Origin of the sequence: Ferruginibacter sp., assembly GCF_031391665.1 — a bacterium.
Lineage (GTDB): Bacteria > Bacteroidota > Bacteroidia > Chitinophagales > Chitinophagaceae > Ferruginibacter.
Genome location: NZ_JANMUN010000119.1, coordinates 1 through 21,208, shown reverse-complemented (window position 1 = coordinate 21,208; position 21,208 = coordinate 1). Strand labels below are relative to the sequence as shown.

Genomic DNA, 21,208 nt, shown 5'->3' with positions numbered 1-21,208 from the left:
GGCATCGCACTCTTGTGCAGTATATCTTTATTCAACTTTTATTTAAGCGGTTATGCCAGCATACTGTTTAAAATATAATTGCTGTACATTCGTATCTAATCAAAAGCAATGAAAAAAATATTACTGCAACTTTTATTCATTTGCACATTTGCACATTTGCCTATTGATACATTTGCTCAGGATTCCTCCCACTTACGCATTTCACTGCTCACCTGTACACCCGGCGAGGAACTCTATTCTATTTTTGGCCACAGCGCTTACCGGGTAATTGACAGCAGCAGTGTAACAGACATCGTTTACAATTACGGTATGTTCGATTTTAATGACGAAGGTTTTTACATAAAATTTGCAAGGGGCAAACTAATGTACTATGTTTCCGCAGCAAGGTTTGATGATTTTAAATACGAATACCAATATTTTAATCGTGGCATTACCGAACAGATTTTAAATTTAACTGCAGCAGAAAAAACAACTATTCAGCGTTTTTTAAATAATAATTTAAAAGAAGAAAATAAATATTATAAATACGATTTCTTTTTTGATAACTGCACCACAAAGCTCAGGGATATTCTTAAAAAAAATCATGACTCTTCTTTTACCATAAATCCTGTAATGCCTTCGGGCACTACTTTCCGCCAGGCTATTTATCAATACCTCGATAAAGGCCAGCAGCACTGGAGCAAACTCGGTATCGATCTTTTATTAGGCAAACCCTGCGATGCAGTGATGACGGCAGAGCAAATGCAATTTTTACCCGATAACCTGATGAAAAGTTTAGACAGTGCCGATCATCCAATGGTATTATCTCATCAAAATTTATACAACATAAATAATGGTGCTGTTAAAAAGCCATTTTTTACACCCTTTGTTGTTTTCACTTTACTGCTGATATTAATCTTTTTAATAAGTTTATCAAAACATAAAATTGCCCATATATTTTTAAAATTATTCGACTGGTTATTATTTTTTGTAACGGGTTTACTCGGTATCATTTTAATTTTTATGACCACTGCAACCGACCACAGCATGACAAAAAATAATTTTAATTTATTGTGGGCTTGGCCAACACATTTCATCATGGCATTTTTTATAAACAGTCCGCAGAATGCGGTGCATAAAAAAAGTTGGGTAAAAAAATATTTTGCTTTTACAGCAATTGCTTTAGTATTTGTTTTGTTAGCCTGGTTTTTTTTACCGCAGCATTTAAACCCTGCCTTAATACCATTTATGCTGTTATTAATTTATAGAAGTGCTGTAAAATCTATCGGCGTTAAATAGCTTAACTTCACTAACTAAATTATTATTATGGAAACTAAAGCCATAGCGTATCAATCTGCCCAAATTTTTTACCGCATTACCGGCAATGGAAAACCTGTTGTACTCATTCACGGCTTTGCCGAAGATGGTGAAATATGGAATAATCAAATTGAATTTTTAAAAGACGGTTTCACCTTAATAATCCCAGATTTGCCAGGCACCGGCAAATCTGAATTAATTGAAGACATGAGCATTGAAGGCATGGCCGATTTAATAAAAGCAATTATTGTAGAAGAAAATATCAGCCAGTCAATTATTATTGGCCACAGTATGGGTGGCTATATTACATTAGCCATTGCAGAAAAATATCCTGAATTAATAAGTGCCTTTGGTTTGTGCCATTCCTCCGCATTTGCAGATAATGAAGAAAAAAAAGCAGCCCGTTTAAAATCGATTGAGTTTATAAAAAGCAATGGCGCTTACGAGTTTTTAAAAACAACTATATCTGGTCTGTTTCTTTTGGGCCAGGACGGTTCAAAACCGTCAGACCCAAACGCAGCTATTTTAATCGAAAAAGGAAAACAGTTTACACCAGAAGCATTAATAAAATATTACCAGGCCATGATTGCCCGGCCCGAAAGAATTGAAGTATTGAAAATTTTTAATGGCCCGGTATTATTTATTATTGGCGAACATGATAAGGCTATTCCTTTTGAGCAAAGTATGCAGCAATGTTATTTGCCCCCGCAATCTCATGTACATATTTTACGCAACAGTGCCCACATGGGCATGTTAGAGGAAACAGACAAAGTAAATACTGCAATGCTGCAGTTTTTACAATTGGCAACCTAACTAATATTATCACCGATTAAACAACAAACAAAACCTTTAAACCGTTTTAACAGGTAGCAGCTTTGCAAAAGGCAGCATTTTATGTTACTTTTAGGTCTGATACATACAACATCCGGAGAATGAAGAAATATTGTATTCTTTTTATTTTATCGTTTTTATCTGTAAAGGAAATTTTGGCCAATCATACTAAGGGAGGGTGGATGTACTATGAATATTTGGGACCTGGGAGTGCCCCAAATACCTCGAGATACAGAATCATTTTAAAACTCTACTCGGAATGTGATTTAAACCCCGGCCAAATAGATGCTTCCGTACCTTTTACCTTTTTTAATCCTGCAAACAACAGCCAGGTTCTTAATATTTCTGTTCCTGTTTTAAATGATATTACTATTAGTAATTGTAATAGTCCGCAATGCCAACCCTGTATTAATAATCCTCCGGCAATTTGTTACAGAATCAGAACCTTTCAATTAGAACAAGAACTTCCTAATACGCAATTGGGTTATATTATTTCTTATCAAAGATGTTGCAGAATTGCAGGCATTGTAAATATTCAAGCCCCTTCTCAGGATTATGGAGAAACGTGGACTGTGAACATACCCGGAACCGCAACTATAACAGGTGCAGAAACCAATTCGAGTGCAATATTTTCTCAAAATGATACTGCAATTATTTGTCAAAATGATTTTTTTACATTCGATTTTAGTGCAACAGATATAAATAATGATTCTTTGGTTTATAATTTTGCATCTGCATATTCCGGCGGTACTAATGTTACCCCGATACCAGACCCTTCTTCGCAACCGCCTTTTAGTATCATTCCTTACGCAAACGGCTATTCAGGCTTATCGCCTTTAGGCGGTGGCGTTAGAATTAATAATCAAACGGGTATTGTATCCGGTATTGCTCCCGGCATTGGTGTTTATGTGGTAACAGTTGTAGTAAGCGAATATAAAAGAGGAACAAATATTAAAATAGCAGAAGTAAGAAAATCTTTACACATACAAGTTGCAGATTGTTCCTCTACCAGGGCTCAGCTTAATCCTGAATACATCAGTTGTGACGGTTTTACAGTAACCTTTCAAAATAATGCACCGGGTGCAAATATTCAAACCTATTACTGGGATTTTGGAGATGGCAATACCTCTCCGTTAGACGTCCCAACACATACTTATGCAGATACAGGAATTTACACTTTAAAGTTAGTGGTTAATCGTGGCCTTCCATGTTCCGATTCCGCCACAGCAAAAGTAAAAGTGTTTCCCGGCTTCTTTCCCGATTTTACAGTTGCAGGTCAATGCAAAAACACACCTATACAATTCAGAGATATTACGTCAGCCAATTATGGTATTATTAATAGCTGGAAATGGAACTTTGGTGATTTTTCTTCGGCAACAAATACTTCCATTATTCAAAACCCAACACATATCTATGCAACATCTGGCAGCTACGATGTAAATTTTATTGTAACCAGCAGCAAAGGTTGTATTGATACGGTTCTTAAAACAATTCCTATTACGGATAAGCCTGCCTTAACTTTATCCAACGATACATTAATCTGCATTATTGATACCCTGCAGTTAAACGCAATTGGCACCGGCTCTTTCGTATGGAGCCCCAATTACAATATCAATAATGTAAATATTTTTAACCCGTTGGTCAGCCCTGATGTTACCACTACTTATCGTGTAACCCTTACCGATCCATTCGGTTGCGTGGGCAGCGACTCTGTAAAAGTTAGCGTGGTAAATAATGTTACACAGTTTGCCCCTAACGATACTACCATTTGCCAAACAGATGGCATTGTATTAAAGCTTACCAGCGATGCGTTATATTATCAATGGACAGAAATTCCTGCAGGCAACACACTTAGTAATCCCAGGATAAAAAACCCTGTTGCTACGCCTGTTACCAGCACTGTTTATCATGTAGTGGGCAGCATTGGTAAATGTACAGCAGAGCATGATATCCGTATAAGAACAGTTCCCTATCCGAACGCCAATGCCGGTTTAGATCAAACTATATGCTTTGGTTTTTCTGCACAGTTAAATGCAAGTGGCGGGAGCTCTTATTCGTGGTCGCCGGCAGCTTTTTTAAATAACCGGCTTATACCGAACCCGGTTTCAATAAATCCTACAGCTAACATAAGATATATAGTTAGTGTAACCGATACATTTGGCTGCCCCAAACCTGCAAGAGATACCATTTTTGTAAACGTTGCAAAAATTACTGCCGATGCAGGGCCAAGAGATACCTCTGTAGTTTTAGATCAGCCTTTATTGTTAAATGCTACCGGCAGTAATAATTATTTATGGAGCCCTGCACAATGGTTAAGCAGTACAACCATACACAACCCTGTTAGTTTACCCCAAAACGATATTGAATATATTGTAAGAGTGAGCAATAATTTTGGCTGTTTCGATTACGACAGTATAAGGGTGCATTTGTACAAACTTGATGCAGGTTTATATGTACCCACTGCATTTACGCCCAATGGCGATGGAAAAAATGATATTTTCCGGCCCATTATTTTAGGTATAAAATCTTTAGATTTATTCAGGGTATATAACCGCTGGGGGCAACTGCTGTACAGCGGCACCGATGCAGAAAAAGGATGGGACGGAACCTTTGGAGGCAAAGGCCAGGACCCTGCAACTTATGTTTGGTATGCCGAGGCTACCGACTACCGCAACAGAAAAGTAAAAAAGAAAGGTTATGTGGTGCTGATAAGATAATGCAGCAATTATTTTTTTTACCTCTAACAATAATCAACCCTGTTCGTTTCAAATTTTTACAACCCTTTTATTTTTTGATAACGTTATAATGATTATTTGTTAATACATCTCTGTTGGTTTTTTACTTCCTTATAAACATCTTTACAATTCAATTATTTTTTGCCAATTTATTTTTTCTGCATAAAAAATTTGTACCCTCCTGTGCAGTTGCAGTTAGTTTTGGTATCAGCATACAGCAATCTTTCTCCTGTTGCGTAGCAGGGCTTTTTTAAGCCCTGTTTTTATTTATCGCTTTGCAAAATTTTAGTTTTACTAAATCCATTTTTATTAATGATTACCTAATTGTTATCATTTACGTGTTTTCTTTTCTTAACGTTTTATTTTTTTTTCCTTAATGCCCCGTAAATATTTTGGTAACACTGTGCAAATACTTTTGGTGCTCAAAACTTAAATCATTGTTTATGACACCAACAAAGCACCAACTGATAAGGTTGTTATTACTGTTTATTACAGTTGTTAATATACCAGCCATTATAAAGGCACAGCAAAACGTACAGATAAATGGAAAAGTAACAGATGCTGTTACCAACAAACCTATTGAAGGAGTTAGTGTTACTGTAAAAAATTCAACCTTTGGTACAACAACCGATAAAGAGGGGATTTTTAGATTTGGAGTAATTAAAGGAACAAAAATCAGTTTTAGTTTTAGTGGTTACGAAGAGCAGGTAATTACTGCAACAGATAATTTTTTAGAAATAAAGCTTGCACAAATCCCCGTACAATTGCAGGATGTGGTGGTAACGGCATTAGGTGTAAAAAAAGATAAAAGAATTATCGGCTACTCCTCACAGGAAGTAAAAGGGGCAGATTTAATTAAAGCAAGAGAGCCAAACCCAATAAATTCTTTAGTGGGTAAAGTATCTGGTTTAACAGTTGGTGCATCGGCAGAGTTATTGGGTAATCCCCAGGTTTTATTACGTGGTGGCAATATTAATTTATATGTAGTGGATGGTATTCCTATCAACTCTGACACCTGGAATATTAGCCCGGATGATATTGAAAGTTACACAGTGCTTAAAGGCCCTGTTGCATCTGCACTTTATGGTTATCGTGGTCAGAATGGTGCAATTATAATCAATACAAAAAAAGGTACTAAAGACAAACGTGGTTACTCCGTAGAATTTAATACCAGTACCATGATTAATAAAGGTTTTATTGCCTTACCAAAAACACAAGACCTTTATGGCCCCGGCGATCACGGACAATACAAATTTGTAGATGGCAAAGGTGCCGGTGTTAATGATAATGATTATGATATTTGGGGTCCACGTTTTGATGGACAATTAATTGAACAATACGACAGCCCTGTTGATCCTGTTACAGGCATTCGCTCTAAAACTCCCTGGATGGCAAGAGGAAAAGATAATTTGAAAAGATTTATACAGGCAGGCATTTTATCTACAAATAATTTATCTGTATCTGCAAGTGGAGAAAAATACGATTTGCGTTTTTCTGTTGGGCAAACTTATCAAAGAGGTTTAGTGCCTAATACTAATTTAAACAGCACCAATTTTAATTTAGCTTCTACTTTAAAATTCAGTAAAAAATTAACGCTTGATGCTAATATTAATTTTAATAAACAATACACTGATAATATACCAGATGTAAACTACGGCCCCAACAGTGTTATTTACAATATTACTATTTGGGGCGCTGCCGATTGGAATATCGATGATATGAAGAATTACTGGCAGCCTGGTAAAGAAGGTGTGCAAAGTAATTACGCAGAATATCAGCGGTATCATAATCCATACTTTATGAGTTACGAGTGGTTACGTGGCCATCAAAAAAATGATATTTATGGCTATGCTACTTTAAACTACAAGTTTAATAATTATGTAGAGTTGATGGGCAGGAGTTCTATTACAACTTACGATTTAACAAGAACAGAAAAAATGCCTTTCTCGGCTCACCCGTATGGCCGTGAAGGTGGATTGGGAGATTACCGTGAAGACAAACGTTCTTTATTTGAAAACAATACCGAGGTAATGCTGCGTTTTAAAAGTCCGAAAATTGGCAATTTTTTAAGCATTAATGGTTTTGCAGGAGCTAACATGCGTACGTTTAATTATGGTTCAAGTTTTATTACTACCGATTATTTAAATGTACCAAATGTGTATGCATTTTCTAACAGCCGCAACCCTGTAAAAGCATACAGCTTCGCTTCGGATATGAGAGTGCCCAGTGCTTTTTACTCTGTTGATTTTGCCTTAGGTAAATATGCCAACATTAATACAACCGGAAGAGTTGATAAATTATCTGCATTAAATTCAAAGAACAATACTTTCTTTTATCCTTCTGTTAATGTAAGTACGGTAGTTTCTGATTATGTAAAAATACCTTCGGTAATTTCTTTTTTAAAGTTAAGAGGTTCTTACGCACAAGTTAGAGGTGGTGGTTCTTTTGTTTCCAGCACCATTGGCGCCACACCAAATAATGCTTATCCATTGGGCTATGGTTCAGAATATTCTTCAACTTATGGTGGGCCCACATATGCTTTTAACAATGTTTACAACACAGGGGTTGGGTATAACAATACAACAGAAGCAAAATTTACCAGCAACCTGGTAGATGAAAATGTGAAACCAGACAACAGAACCAGTACAGAAATTGGCTTAGATATGAAGTTTTTAAAAAACAGGTTTGGTATTGATGTGGCTTACTTTAGTTATATAGACGGGCCACAAATATTTAACAAACAAATTTCTGCAGCATCCGGTTATTCCAACTATACCATCAATGCAACCAAAACAAAAAAGACAGGATTGGAAATTTCGCTGAGCGGTACACCTGTAAAAATGAATAACGGTTTTAGTTGGGATGTGCTTTTAAACTGGAGCACTTTTAAAGAAGTGTATAAAGAGTTACCCCCGGGTGTTACCACTATCGGCACTTTTTTTAAAGTAGGCAGCCGTGTAGATGAAGTGTACATTAGAAAATTTGCCCGTACGCCGGATGGCCAGATAATTAATGATGGCGGAGGACGACCAATTGTAGGACCAGTAGCACAGTTTGCAGGCAATGCCAACCCTGACTGGGTTTGGGGTTTTAACAATAAATTCAACTATAAAAACCTGGCACTAAGTTTTCAATTCGACGGACGTGTTGGCGGTGTAATGGAAGATTATGTAAGAAAGAAAACTTTTCAGGGCGGCCGCCATGCTGAAACAGTGGAAGGTGCTTTTGGTGCCTCAAGGTACGATGATACAAAAGGCATTAAATCTTATTTAGGTGAAGGGGTGCAGGTTTCAAATGGTGTTGCAATAAATTATGATCCTGTAACCGGTGTAATTACTAACTACGCTGCTTTGCAATATGCAGCTAATGCCACTAAAACTTATGTGCAGGATTATATCAGCCGGGTACATGGTATACCGGAGCCAAACATGATGAGCAAAAGCTACCTTAAATTAAGGGAGATAGTTTTATCATACAGCGTACCTAATAATATTTTGGGCAAATCATTTATAAAAAATGCCAGTGTTTCGTTTGTAGCCCGAAACATTTTATATTTTATGAAAGATAATAAGTTTAAAGATGTAGATATTGATCAGTATGCTGGCAGCCAGAGCGGCACCAACCTGCAAACACCCACCACCAGAAGTTATGGTGTTAACCTTAATGTTGTTTTTTAATAAACCATAAAAACTAAAAAATGAAAAAGATCCTTTCCATAGTTTCAGTTAGCGTAATACTTTGTACTGCTTCCTGTAAAAAAAAGTTCGATACTTTACAAAATGATCCTAACAGGGCAACAAGTGTTCCTGCAAGCCTTGTTTTAAATGGGGTGTTATCCGATATTTATCAAAGTCCGTTTAGCCCCACGCAACGCTGGAACCAGTTTTATGCCTGTAATTATGCCTACTATGGCGATCAGCAATACACCTGGTCGGGTGTTTCTTTCAACACTTATAATACACTAAAAAATGTAATTAAGATGGAAGAAGAAGCTGGAAAAAACGTGGCTTCACCCAATCCATACAGTGCGTTAGGGAAATTTTTAAGGGCATACTTATTTTATAACCTTAGTATGCAAACAGGAGATATTCCGGTATCTGATGCTTTAAAATCTTTAGCTAATATTTCTCCAAAATATGATTCTCAAAAAGAAGTATTCAAACAAATATTGGTTTTGCTGGAAGAAGCAAATACTGATATGAGTACTGTTATCACCAAAGGAGGTTATTTATTATCAAACGATTTTTATTATAATAATGATTTAAGTAAATGGCGTAAAGCAGTAAATGCATTTAAACTCCGGGTTTTAATTCAGTTAAGTAAATATGAAGGTGATGCAGACTTAAGCATCAAACAAAAATTCACCGAAACATTGACTAACGCTGCAAAGTATCCCATTTTTACAAATATGGAAGATAACATGCAGTATGTTTACAACGCACAGTACAATAAATATCCTACCAATCCTGAAAGTTTTGGTTTTGATGTTGCCCGTTACAATATGACATCTACTCATTTAAATACTTTGGTTAACCTTAAAGACCCCCGCACTTTTTATGTAGCAGAGCCTGCTGCAGCATTGATAGCGGGTGGGGCTGCACCAAATAGTTTTGCCGCATTTAACGGTGCCGGCAGCGGAGAAGATTTGGCAAACATGAGTGCTGATGCTGGTTTAGGAAAATATTCTTTTATTAACCGCAAAAGATATTACAGCACTTTTACTGCAGAAAATTGTATTCAGATTGGTTACGCCGAAATGTGTTTTAACATTGCTGAGGCTGTAAACCGTGGCTGGATAACAGCTACTGCAGAAGACTGGTACACGAAAGGCATACAGGCCAGTATTGGTTTTTATGGTATCGTTAGTGGAACCAATACTGTTACCTTTCAAAAACCAAGTGGCACATTAAGTGACTATAATACTTATACCATCAATTACGACTGGGCAACTTATTATGCACAGCCTTTAGTTAAATACGCCGGTAACAGTGCAGCAGGTTTAAATCAGATTGTTACCCAAAAATATTTAGCCTTTTATCAAAACAGCGGTTGGGAAGCTTATTACAACTGGCGCCGCACGGGCATACCAACTTTTAATACCGGGGCAGGAACAGGGAACAGTAACAGGGTAGCATTAAGGTTTCAATACCCAACAGCAGAAAAGTCAATTAATACTGCCAATGTAAATGCAGCAATACAGTCTCAGTTTAGCGGCACTGATGACATTAATGCAAAAATGTGGATTATCAAATAATTTTTAGAATTTAGCAGAATCATAAACACAATGTGATGGAGCCTTATCAAAGGCTCCATCCACTATTTTAAAACTATCGTTGTGAAAGTACCTAGAAAAAATTTACCCGTTTGGTGCCTGTTGCTTTTTACTGCAGGCAGTTATGCCCAACAAAAATCAGTAACCATTTTACAAGTACCCGGTAAAAATCAGTTTGCAAAAATTAATGAAAAAGGTATTTCTGTTTTACCCAGTGGCCGCTTACTTACTCCTGCTGGCAATTTGATCCGTATTACCAACGATCCGTTTGGAATGTCAATTGCTCCCAACGGTAAAAAAGCAGTAACACTCCACAATGGTGTATTTACAGTAATTGATTTAACTACTTTACAAAATACAAGAGTACCCAGTTACAATCAAAAAATAACTTCGCCACTTGCACACGAGCCACTTTCGGGCAGCAGCTTTGCAACAGATAGCAACAATATTAAAGTATTTAAATCGCCACTCTCCAACGGCTCATTTTTAGGCGTAGCGTTTGCTGCCGATTCTAAAACAGTGTATTTGAGCGGTGGCGATAATGGTGCTGTAATTGTGTACGACATTGAAAATTTTAAACGCATTGATTCAATTTCTTTAAACGGAAAAGTTGATGGCGTTGAATTTGATGACAGCTTTACATCAGATTTATTATTGAACAATGACGAGCTGCTGATTTTAGACAGAGGCAACTTTCGGTTAGTGCGATATGATCTTACCAATAAAAAAATAACCGCTTCTATACCTGCAGGCCGCCAGCCTTTTGGCCTGGCATTAAGCGCCGATAAACAAACTGCTTTTGTGGCCAATGTGGGCATGTATGCCTATCCTTTGGTAGAAGGAATGGATTCTGCCAATTACAATTCCATGATGATCAACCATCATCCTTATGGCGATAATACCAAAGAATCTATTGAAGGTACGGTGATTGATGAAAAAAGAATTCCCGGTGTGGGCAGCCCCAACTCACCCGAAGCTATGAGTGTATTTTCTATCAATTTAAAAACCAATAAAGTAATAGGTAAATTTAAAACCGGTTATCAAATTGGCGAAATGGTGGAAGATGCAGAAGTGGTAGGTGGCGCCAGCCCCAACTCTGTTGCAGTGGGTAAAAATTATATTTATGTAACTAATGCTACCAATGATAATATTGCAGTGATCGATTTTAAAAATCATAAAATATTATCGCATATCCCTATTAAAGTAGATAAACGTATTGATAAATTCAGAGGGCTTTTACCCTTTGGCATTACATTAAGCAAAGATGAAAAAACTTTGTACGTGGCCTTATTAGGTTTTAATGCAGTAGCTGTAATTGATGTGGCAACAAAAACAACCAAAGGGTTAATTCCCACAGGCTGGGGGCCGGCAAGGGTTAAATTATCTGCCGATGAAAAGGAAATGTATGTGATCAGTTGCCGGGGATTGGGTGCAGGGCCAAATGGTGGTGCAGGTTTTGTTGCACCGCCGCAGGGCACTTATATTGGTGATATACAGTTGGGCAGTTTTCAAAAAATTGCAATGCCCGGTACGGCACAATTAGCCGCCTACACTAAACAAACTATTGGCAACACTTTTACAGCAACAACCAGTAAAGATGATGCTGCTAATCCTTTACCTGCTTTACCCGGTTCAGGCAAAAGCCCTATCAAATACATTGTATATATCACTAAAGAAAACCGAACATACGATGAGGTTTTTGGTCAGATGAAAAATGCCAATGGCGATACAACACTTGCAAGGTTTGGTGTTGATTGCGAATACACATTACCCGATTCATTACAGGCAACAAATAAAAATTTAAAGGTTACGCCCAATCATCATAAGGTTGCCAAGCAATTTTCTTTCAGCGATAATTTTTATTGCGATAGTGATGCCTCCATTCATGGTCACCATTGGATGATGGGTGTAATACCTAACGAATGGGTGGAAACGAACAGCAGTGTTGATAAAACAGCCAAATATTTTTCCAAAGCTCCGGGCAGAAGATTTCCTGGCTCTACCGGAAGTATGGACCCCGAAGATTATGCAGAAATTGGCGGGTTATGGGAAGCGCTGGAAAGAAAGAAGATCAACTTTTACAATTTTGGCGAAGCTAACGAAACTGCACATGTAAGAGAAGAATGGCATGATACCACAACTGGTGCTGCACATGCAGTGATGGTGCCTATGCAAAAAGCATTGTTCACACGTACCAGCCATAATTATGCCGGGTACAATACCAATATACCCGATCAGTTCCGCATGAACCAGTTTGAAGAAGAATTTACAAAAATGTGGATCACCGGAAAACAAAAACTGCCTTCGTTAATTACCATGCAAGTACCCAACGATCATACTGCCGGCGCAAGACCAGAAGATGGTTATTTTTCCAGGAGTTCTTATGTAGCAGATAATGATTTAGCGGTGGGAAGAATTTTACATTTTTTGTCCCGTACAAAATACTGGAAAAACATGCTGGTGATAATTACAGAAGATGATCCGCAGGGCGGAGTTGATCATATTGATGCACACCGCAGTATTTTAATGATGGCCGGCCCTTATGTAAAACGTAGCTACGTTAGCCACACACATGCTAACTTTGGTTCCATCTTAAAAACGATTTACAATATTTTAGGCGTACCTTATGTAAACCAGTATGATGTTACGGCTTCTTTATTGCAAGATTTTTTTACTAACAAGCCCGATTTTACGCCGTACACTTTAGAACAACACGACCCCAGAGTTTTTGATGTGGACAAAGCCATGAAAAAATACAACCGCACTATCGACTGGCGCAAAATTATCCAAGGCCCGCCGATGGATAATGTACAAGATGCTAAAAAAGAATTTGATAAATAAAATCTGATGAAGTTTTCTAAATTTTTTATAGTTGTTTTTTCATTCCCCTGTTTAATAACAGCGCAAAATAATCAACCAGCCATTACAGATTCTGCAAGCAAATTGCAAGAAGTCGTGGTAACTGCAACACGTAAAAACTCCAACCCATTACTAACCCCTTACTCGGTAAATATATCTGGCAGAAAACAAATGGATGATTATCAGTACCGCACTACACCCGAAGCATTAGCAAGTGTTAACGGCGTGTTTGTACAAAAAACAAATCATGGTGGTGGTTCACCTATTGTAAGGGGTGTAACGGGTAATCAAACTTTAATTTTAGTAGATGGCATTCGGTTAAACAATTCCACTTTTCGCTATGGCCCCAACCAATATTTAAATACTATTGATGCTTACACCATCAATAAAATAGAAGTGGCTAAAGGTACCGGCTCTGTACAATATGGCACTGATGCAATTGGAGGTGTAATTAACCTTATCACTAACAATCCACAATTTTCTGCAGACAAACCTGCTTTTAAAGCAAAAGCAATTGCAAAGTACATGACAGGCGATATGGAAAAAACAGCAAGAATCGAAGCCATGTATAGCAACAAAAGATTTGCATTGCTTACCGGCATCAGCAAAAGAAATTTTGGTGATATTATTGGCGGCGATACAACAGGTAAACAATCACCATCGGGCTATAACGAATGGGCCTTTGATGTAAAAGCAAAATTTTTATTAAAAGAAAGTATACAGCTTACAATAGCCAGCCAGTTTTTACAACAACAGCATGTTCCGGTATATCATAAAGTACAGTTAGAAAATTTTAGTGTAAACGAAATGGATCCGCAGCAGCGTTTATTAACTTATGCAAGAATAAATTTGCAGGGCAAATCTGCATGGGTAAAAGAAACTGAAATTACATTTTCGTTTCAGCAGGGTATTGAGGGCCGTAACAGTTTAAAAAATGGCAGCACTGCTTTACGAAAAGAAGAAGATAAAACAAAAACAACGGGTATTACTGCAGATATTTTATCTGTAATTAGTAAAAGATGGGCAGCCAACTCCGGTATAGAAATTTATAACGATAAAGTAAATAGTACAAGGGAAGATATCAATACACAAACGAATGTTACGGATAGTAAAAGAGGTTTGTATCCCGACAATTCGAAATATGGTAATTACTCTTTGTATTCGCTGCATCATTTGCATTTGGGCAAATGGATAGTTGATGGCGGTTTGCGTTTTAATACTTTTAAAATAAACATTACCGATACAACATTGGGCAATGTAAAAATTACACCTTCGGCATTGGTAACTAATGGCGCTTTGTTGTACAACATCAGTAAACAACAAACAGTTTACGCTTCTTTCAGCAGTGGTTACCGGGCACCCAATGTAGATGATATGGGCACACTGGGCATTGTAGATTTTCGTTACGAAATACCTACTGCAAATCTGCAACCCGAAAAATCGCAGCACACAGAAGTAGGCTACAAATTTCAATCTAAAAAAATTAGTGCAACTGTTGCGGTTTACTACATGCATCTCTCCAATCTTATTACCAGGGTAAAAGCAGGCAATCAAATTATCAGCGGTTACCCTGTTTATAAAAAAGAAAATACCGAAGCCGCATTTATTAAAGGAATAGAAACAGAATTTAACGCTGAGGTAACACAGCATGTTTATTTTAGCAGTGGCATTAGTTATGCGTATGGCCAAAGTTTAAGCAAGCAGGAACCATTGCGCCGTATTCCTCCTTTTAATGGAAGATTAACGGGCACATACAGAAACAATAAATGGTTTGCAGCAACAGAGTTTCAGTTTGCATCAAAACAAACTAGGCTGGCACAGGGAGATAAAGATGATAACCGTATTGGCAAAAATGGTACGGCAGGCTGGCAGATAATTAACCTGTATGCCGGTTATAAATTATCAAGCTTTCATTTTAATATTGGGTTACAAAATTTATTGAATGAAGATTACCGTACCCATGGCAGCGGTATTAATGGAGTGGGCCGCAGTGGCTGGTTGGCAGTAGCAATAAAAATTTAAAATATGTCTACGGACGAAATTGTACGATCAACAGAGGAAATTATTTTTTTGTACAAAATACATGGTAACCAGGATTATATTGGTGAGCCTGTTAGCCAGATAGAACATATGTGCCAGTGTGCACAGTTAGCAGAAGCCAGTGGTGCAGATGACGATGTGATACTGGCTGCATTTTTTCATGATATTGGCCACCTGTGTGAATTTGCTTTTCCCGAAAAAAAAGTTGAACACATGGATAATGTGGGTGTGGTAGATCATGAAAAATTAGGAGCCGAATATTTATTAGCGAAAGGCTTTTCCAAAAAAATTGCAAAGCTGGTGCAAAGCCATGTGGCAGCAAAGCGTTACCTCACTTATCATTATCCGGAATATTATAATCAATTATCCGAAGCCAGTAAAAAAACACTGGAGTTTCAGGGCGGCGTAATGACAGTAGAAGAAGCCATGGCTTTTGAAGAAGATGATTTGTTTGATGAGTATGTTGCTATCCGCCGCTGGGATGATCTTGCAAAAAAAACAGCAAAGCCTTTACCTGATTTATCGTACTACAAACAAATGATGATTGAGCATCTTTTGCAACAAAACAATTAATTAAAAATAAGGTTATGGTTAAGATGGTTGTATTTGATATGGCCGGCACCACCGTGGATGAAAAAAATGTAGTGTATAAAACTTTGCAAAAAGTAATTAACGAAGCAGGGTATAATTTTTCATTAACACAAGTGCTTACCGAGGGCGCTGGTAAAGAAAAACTGCAAGCTATAAAAGATATTATCGCATTGGAGGTTGCTCAACCTGATGATGCAGCTGCAAATAAAATATACAGTTTGTTTGTGTATGAACTGGCAACTGCTTATGATAGTTTTGAAATAAAGCCACAGCCTGCAGCAGAAGAAACTTTTCAACTGTTAAGAGATAGAAATGTTTTGGTGGTATTAAACACCGGCTATAACAAAAAAACTGCCATGAGTATTTTAGAAAAACTAGGTTGGCAAGCTGGTAACCAAATTGATGGATTAATTACCGCCACTGATGTACAAAATAACCGGCCCAATCCTGATATGATTTTACTGGCTATGCAAAAGTTTGGGATTGAAAATGCAAGCGAAGTGGTAAAAGTAGGTGATTCTATTATTGATATTGAAGAAGGAAAAAATGCAGGCTGCAGTATTACTATTGGTATAACTACTGGCGCCCACACTTACCAGCAATTAGCATCAGCCAACCCCAATAATATCATTAATAATTTATGTGAACTCCTGCCATTAATTTAATAGGTTTTATGCCTGCAGCAATTTCGTTAACACATCACAACTATAGCCGCAATTGGTTAAACAGGCAACCGGTTGCGCTGGTCATTTATATTTCTTTATGCGCTTTTGTAATTTACAGCAGCATGTATGGTTTTAGAAAACCATACACAGTTGCCTTATATGATAAAATATTTTTTCTGGGTATTTCTTACAAAGTTTGTTTGGTAATTGCACAGGTGCTGGGTTATATGTGCAGCAAATTTTATGGCATTAAATTTATTGCAGGCATGCAGCCTGGCCGACGGGCTACTTATATTTTATTATTTGTAGTAATTGCATGGGTATCGTTATTGTTGTTTGCAATAATTCCACCGCCTTATAATATCATTTGCATGTTTATCAATGGCCTGCCGCTGGGTATGGTGTTTGGTTTGGTATTTGGTTTTTTAGAAGGCAGAAGAACAACCGAATTGATGGGTGCCATTTTAGCCACCAGTTTTATTTTTGCATCGGGCCTGGCTAAAACCATTGGTAAATGGTTAATACTCGATTTTAATTTTACTGATTGGTGGATGCCTTTTGCTGCAGGGGGTATTTTTATTGTACCACTTTTTATTGGGGTATGGTTACTTAACCAGGCGCCGCCACCTAATGCAAATGATGTTGCCCACCGCACCATCCGCAAACCAATGACAGCATTCGAAAGAAAAAAATTCATTCGCCAGTTTGGTTTTTCACTAGTACCTATAATAGTTGCTTATGCCATCTTTACCATTGTAAGAGATTTTATTGAAGACTTTGGTAACGAATTATGGATAGAAACGGGTTATCAAAATAATGCTTCCATTTTTGCAAAAACAAATACCATTATCGCATTAATTGCTTTAGTAATTGTTGCCGGTTTCTTTTTAATAAAAAATAATTACAAAGCTTTCAGACTTTGTCATTATTTAGTAATGGCCGGTGTTATAATTGCGGTAGCGGCCACCATCTTTTTTAATGCAGGTGCAATTAATCCTTTTACATGGATGCTTTTAGCCACTACCGGTTTGTATTTAGCCTATCTGCCTTTTAATTGCATTTATTTCGAACGCATGTTATCCACGTATAAAATTGAAGGCAATGTGGGCTTTGTTATGTATATCGCCGATGCCTTTGGTTATCTCGGTACTGTGGCTGTGTTGTTAATAAAAGAATTTATTCCGATAAAATATAACTGGGTAAATTTTTTCTCTTTTCTTTTTTATGCCGCCGGTATTGTGGGAGTGGTATTAATCATCGTTAGTTTAAGTACACACAGTAAATTATATAAAAATTTATGCAACAAAAATCAGCTATCGTAATTGGTGCAGGCATTGTTGGCCTTGCCAGTGCAAGGGCATTAGCACAAAAAGGCTTTAGTGTAAAAGTGTTCGATCGCCATCCGCAAGCGGTGGGTGCATCGGTAAGAAATTTTGGAATGCTATGGCCCATTGGCCAACCCCCCGGGACTATGTATAACCGTGCCATACGCAGCAGGGAAATATGGAAAACCATTGCAGCTGATGCCAACATCTGGTACGAAGAAACCGGCAGTCTTCATCTTGCATATAATAAAGAAGAGTGGCAGGTATTACAGGAATTAGAAAATATTTTTAAAAAAGAAAAAAGAAATGTTGCGCTTTTAGATAAAAATAAAATTGCAGAAAAATACGAACACGTAAACACAGATAATTTATTGGGTGGTTTATACAGTGCCGACGAAATGCTGATTGACCCACGGGAAGCTATAGCCGCAATACCTGATTACCTGCAGGAAAAGTATGACGTAAAATTTTACTGGAATAGTTGTGTAAGTTATATAAGCGAACAAACTGTGTATATTGGTAACCACGAAGAGCATGAAGCAGATATTATTTTCGTATGCAGCGGTGCCGATTTTGAAACACTCTATCCCGAGGAGTTTACAAAACTGCCCATTACCAAATGCAAATTACAAATGCTGCGTACTGCTCCAATGCCGGAACGCTATCGCATTAAAACCGCTATTTGTGGCGGTTTATCTTTATTGCATTACAGCAGTTTTAAAGCTGCGGCTTCGCTACCGGTATTGCAAAAAAAGATGGCAGAAGAAATGAAAACCTATCTCGATTTAGGTATTCACGTAATGGCAGCACAAAATGGCAAAGGAGAAATTACCATTGGCGATTCGCATGAGTATGGCTTGCACCTCGATCCTTTCGACAGGGCATCTACCAATAAATTAATTCTGGATTATTTAAAAACATTTTTAAAAATAAATGGCAATGCCATTGCAGAGACTTGGCATGGCATTTATCCAAAGCTTACCAATGGCGATACTGAAATTTTCTTTTCGCCAGACCCTGGTGTATATATACTAAATGGTGTAGGCGGTGCCGGCATGACCTTATCTTTTGGACTTGCAGAAGAAATGGTGGAGCAGGTGATGATGGTAAATGCATAAAATCATTTATACTCTTCCCTCACCGGATTAAACACATCAATCAATTTACAATCGGTAATAGCTGTAGCACCGTGTTTTAAATTGGGGGCAACAGTAATTGCCATTCCAGCTTTCAGCATAAACTCTTCGCCTTCTATTATAAAAAGCATTTCGCCTGCCTCTACATAACTTACCTGTTCATGTATATGTGAATGCAGTGGCACCGTGTGCCCAGCTTTTGCATCTAACCAGCCAATGCTTAAGCCATCGGCATGATAATATTTTCCGGAAAAGCCGGCTACAATTTCCCTGGTTTTAATTTCATTAATAGTTGTTGCTTTCATTGTGTAAATTTTTGTTTGGTAAGATAATAATTTACCGAGGTAACAATTACGTAACATTAAATAAACAATTCGTTAACCCAGGCATAACATTGCAGTAATGTTAAAAGCATCTCTTTGCGGCATGAAATTAATGAACATGAGAAGCATAATAGCACTACTTGCATTTATTACCATATCTCTTTCCTCAATTGCTCAAAAAGGAAAAATAGAAGGTAAAATTACAGATTCTAAAACGGGTAATCCAGTATCGGGTGTTTCAGTAGTAATTAAAGAAACCGGAAAAGGAATTGCTACAGATGTAGAAGGCCGATTTTCATTTACAGTAGAAACAGGAAAAAAATATACCATTACATTAAGTTCTACCAACTATCAAGGAAAAGATATAACAGAAGTAGAAACCGGTGCAGATGGTATTGCACACCTTGATGTAACGATGGAATCTAAAACAAAAACCGGCGAAGAAATTATTGTACGCAGCACCAGCACAGCAAGAAAAGAATCTACTAATTCTATCATTGCTTTTCAAAAAAATACCAACACAGTGGCTTCAGTAATTTCTGCCGAAGCTATTAGAAGAAGCCCGGATAGAAATACAGGTGAGGTATTAAAACGTTTGCCGGGTACCAGCATACAGGAAGGTAAATTTTTGGTGGTAAGAGGTTTAGCCGACAGGTATAACCAGGCTATGTTGAATGGTATTTTATTAACCAGTACCGAACCAGACAGAAAAACTTTTTCTTTTGATATTATACCCAGCAATATGGTGGATAATATTGTGGTAAATAAAGCCTTTGTACCAGAACTTCCCGGCGAGTGGGCAGGCGGTTTAATACAGGTAAACACAAAAGATATCCCTGCTAAAAACTTTTTTAATATTCAATTAAGCAGTGGTTTTAATACCCAAACTATTGGTAAAGATTTTTATGAAGATAAAGGCGGTAAAACAGATTGGTTAGGTATTGATGACGGCACAAGAAATCTACCGGCCGCCTACACTACAAAAAGTGGTTTTGACACATCAAGTTTTGCAAGTAAAACAGCCATGGGAAAATCAATGCGTAACGCATGGGCTCCCACAAAAATTGCTGCGCCATTCAATACAGCTTTTGAAGTAAATGGCGGATTTAAAGGAACAGTATTTGGTAAAACATTAGGCGGAATTTTTGGTGTTACTTACCGCAAAAACAACAGTATTCAGGATATTGTAAACAGGCATAATAATTTTGAAAACGGCAGGGAGTTTAAGAATACAGATATTGATTTTAATGACCAAAGGTATTTACAAAGTACCGCTGTAAGTGCATTAGCCAGTTTATCGCTGCAGCTCAATAATTTAAATAAAATATCTTTAAAAAGTATCATCAGCACCAACACGGCTAACAGTACTATTATAAGAAGTGGGATAGATGTTACCCGGAACGAAGATGTTACAGGCTCCGAATTCAGCTTTAAGCAAAATACTTTTTTTACCACACAGCTTACCGGCCAGCATAGTTTAAGCAAAAATTTGAAACTTAACTGGAATGGTGCTTTTACCATCTTAGATGGTTATTCACCCGACCAAAGAAGATTGCAGTATTCCAGGACTACTGGTACCAATAATCCGTTCAGAGCCATTGTATCAAACAATTTATCTCAGGCAAGCGGCAGCAGGATTTACCAGATTTTAAACGATTATATTTATACAACCGGTGGCGATTTAACCTATACTTTAAAAAATAAACAAACCATTAAAGGCGGTTATATGTTTCAGGTAAGAGACAGGTTGTTTGATGCCAAATTATTTGCCAATTATTTACCGGTTGATAATGATGCGTTGAAGTTATTAACCCCGGATAAAATTTTTGCACCGGAAAATTTCGGAAATGGTACAGATAATAAGATAGCATTTGATGCCATTAAAGGAAGCACTTTCAGGTATTTAGCCAACACTATTTTAAATGCCGGCTATTTACAAATGGATAATGAATTTTTTGATAAACTGAGATTAGTGTGGGGCTTAAGAGTAGAGCATTTTGATCAATTAGTGGGTAGTGTAAAAAAATGGGACCCTCGCCACACTTACTCAAAAGTTACCGACTTTTTACCCGGTGTAAATGCTACTTACAAAATAAACGCCAAAACAAATTTACGTTTGTCTGGTTCTCAAACTG

General features: G+C 37.4%; 13 protein-coding genes. 12 read left to right on the top strand and 1 reads right to left on the bottom strand.

Translation table 11 applies throughout. From position 1 onward, the window contains the following. Nucleotides 1-108 precede the first annotated feature (108 nt). From ACY651_RS09060 to ACY651_RS09010, 11 genes are all read left to right on the top strand, one after another. Nucleotides 109-1,278: an Lnb N-terminal periplasmic domain-containing protein gene (locus tag ACY651_RS09060; RefSeq protein WP_462251881.1), complete on the top strand. Its 1,170-nt coding sequence runs from the start codon at nt 109-111 to the stop codon at nt 1,276-1,278. A 27-nt stretch (nt 1,279-1,305) separates the two neighbouring features. Then, nucleotides 1,306-2,109: an alpha/beta fold hydrolase gene (locus tag ACY651_RS09055; RefSeq protein WP_462251879.1), complete on the top strand. Its 804-nt coding sequence runs from the start codon at nt 1,306-1,308 to the stop codon at nt 2,107-2,109. A gap of 119 nt (nt 2,110-2,228) precedes the next feature. Continuing rightward, a complete protein-coding gene (locus ACY651_RS09050) occupies nt 2,229-4,844 on the top strand; it encodes a PKD domain-containing protein (protein WP_462251877.1) in 2,616 nt (871 codons plus the stop codon). Nucleotides 4,845-5,305: 461 nt separating this feature from the next. Further along, complete coding sequence (locus ACY651_RS09045; protein ID WP_462251875.1) at nt 5,306-8,539, top strand: SusC/RagA family TonB-linked outer membrane protein; 3,234 nt, start codon at nt 5,306-5,308, stop codon at nt 8,537-8,539. A gap of 20 nt (nt 8,540-8,559) precedes the next feature. Then, the gene (locus tag ACY651_RS09040; protein ID WP_462251873.1) at nt 8,560-10,116 is read left to right on the top strand and encodes a SusD/RagB family nutrient-binding outer membrane lipoprotein; all 1,557 of its coding nucleotides are present in this window, start codon (nt 8,560-8,562) and stop codon (nt 10,114-10,116) included. Between the two features lie 81 nt (nt 10,117-10,197). Next, on the top strand, nt 10,198-12,975 hold the full coding sequence (locus ACY651_RS09035) for a bifunctional YncE family protein/alkaline phosphatase family protein (RefSeq protein WP_462251871.1): 2,778 nt from the start codon (nt 10,198-10,200) through the stop codon (nt 12,973-12,975). A 6-nt stretch (nt 12,976-12,981) separates the two neighbouring features. Next, nucleotides 12,982-15,015 carry a TonB-dependent receptor plug domain-containing protein gene (locus ACY651_RS09030; protein WP_462251869.1) on the top strand — a complete coding sequence of 678 codons (2,034 nt, stop codon included), beginning with the start codon at nt 12,982-12,984 and terminating at the stop codon, nt 15,013-15,015. Nucleotides 15,016-15,018: 3 nt separating this feature from the next. Next, entirely contained in the window at nt 15,019-15,606 is a 588-nt protein-coding gene (locus ACY651_RS09025; protein WP_462251867.1) for an HD domain-containing protein, read from the top strand. Between the two features lie 14 nt (nt 15,607-15,620). Then, nucleotides 15,621-16,289: a phosphonatase-like hydrolase gene (locus ACY651_RS09020; RefSeq protein WP_462251865.1), complete on the top strand. Its 669-nt coding sequence runs from the start codon at nt 15,621-15,623 to the stop codon at nt 16,287-16,289. Between the two features lie 8 nt (nt 16,290-16,297). Beyond that, the gene (locus ACY651_RS09015) at nt 16,298-17,611 is read left to right on the top strand and encodes a DUF5690 family protein (protein WP_462251863.1); all 1,314 of its coding nucleotides are present in this window, start codon (nt 16,298-16,300) and stop codon (nt 17,609-17,611) included. After that, the gene (locus ACY651_RS09010; RefSeq protein ID WP_462251861.1) at nt 17,587-18,732 is read left to right on the top strand and encodes a TIGR03364 family FAD-dependent oxidoreductase; all 1,146 of its coding nucleotides are present in this window, start codon (nt 17,587-17,589) and stop codon (nt 18,730-18,732) included. The genes ACY651_RS09015 and ACY651_RS09010 overlap by 25 nt, the downstream gene beginning before the upstream one ends. 2 nt (nt 18,733-18,734) lie before the next feature. Here the strand turns inward: ACY651_RS09010 and ACY651_RS09005 are convergent, their stop codons facing one another. Beyond that, on the bottom strand, nt 18,735-19,055 hold the full coding sequence (locus ACY651_RS09005; RefSeq protein ID WP_462251859.1) for a cupin domain-containing protein: 321 nt from the start codon (nt 19,053-19,055) through the stop codon (nt 18,735-18,737). A gap of 136 nt (nt 19,056-19,191) precedes the next feature. Between ACY651_RS09005 and ACY651_RS09000 the strand changes: the two genes are divergently transcribed. Continuing rightward, nucleotides 19,192-21,208: TonB-dependent receptor (locus ACY651_RS09000; protein WP_462251857.1), on the top strand; the 2,017-nt coding region annotated here is incomplete at its 3' end.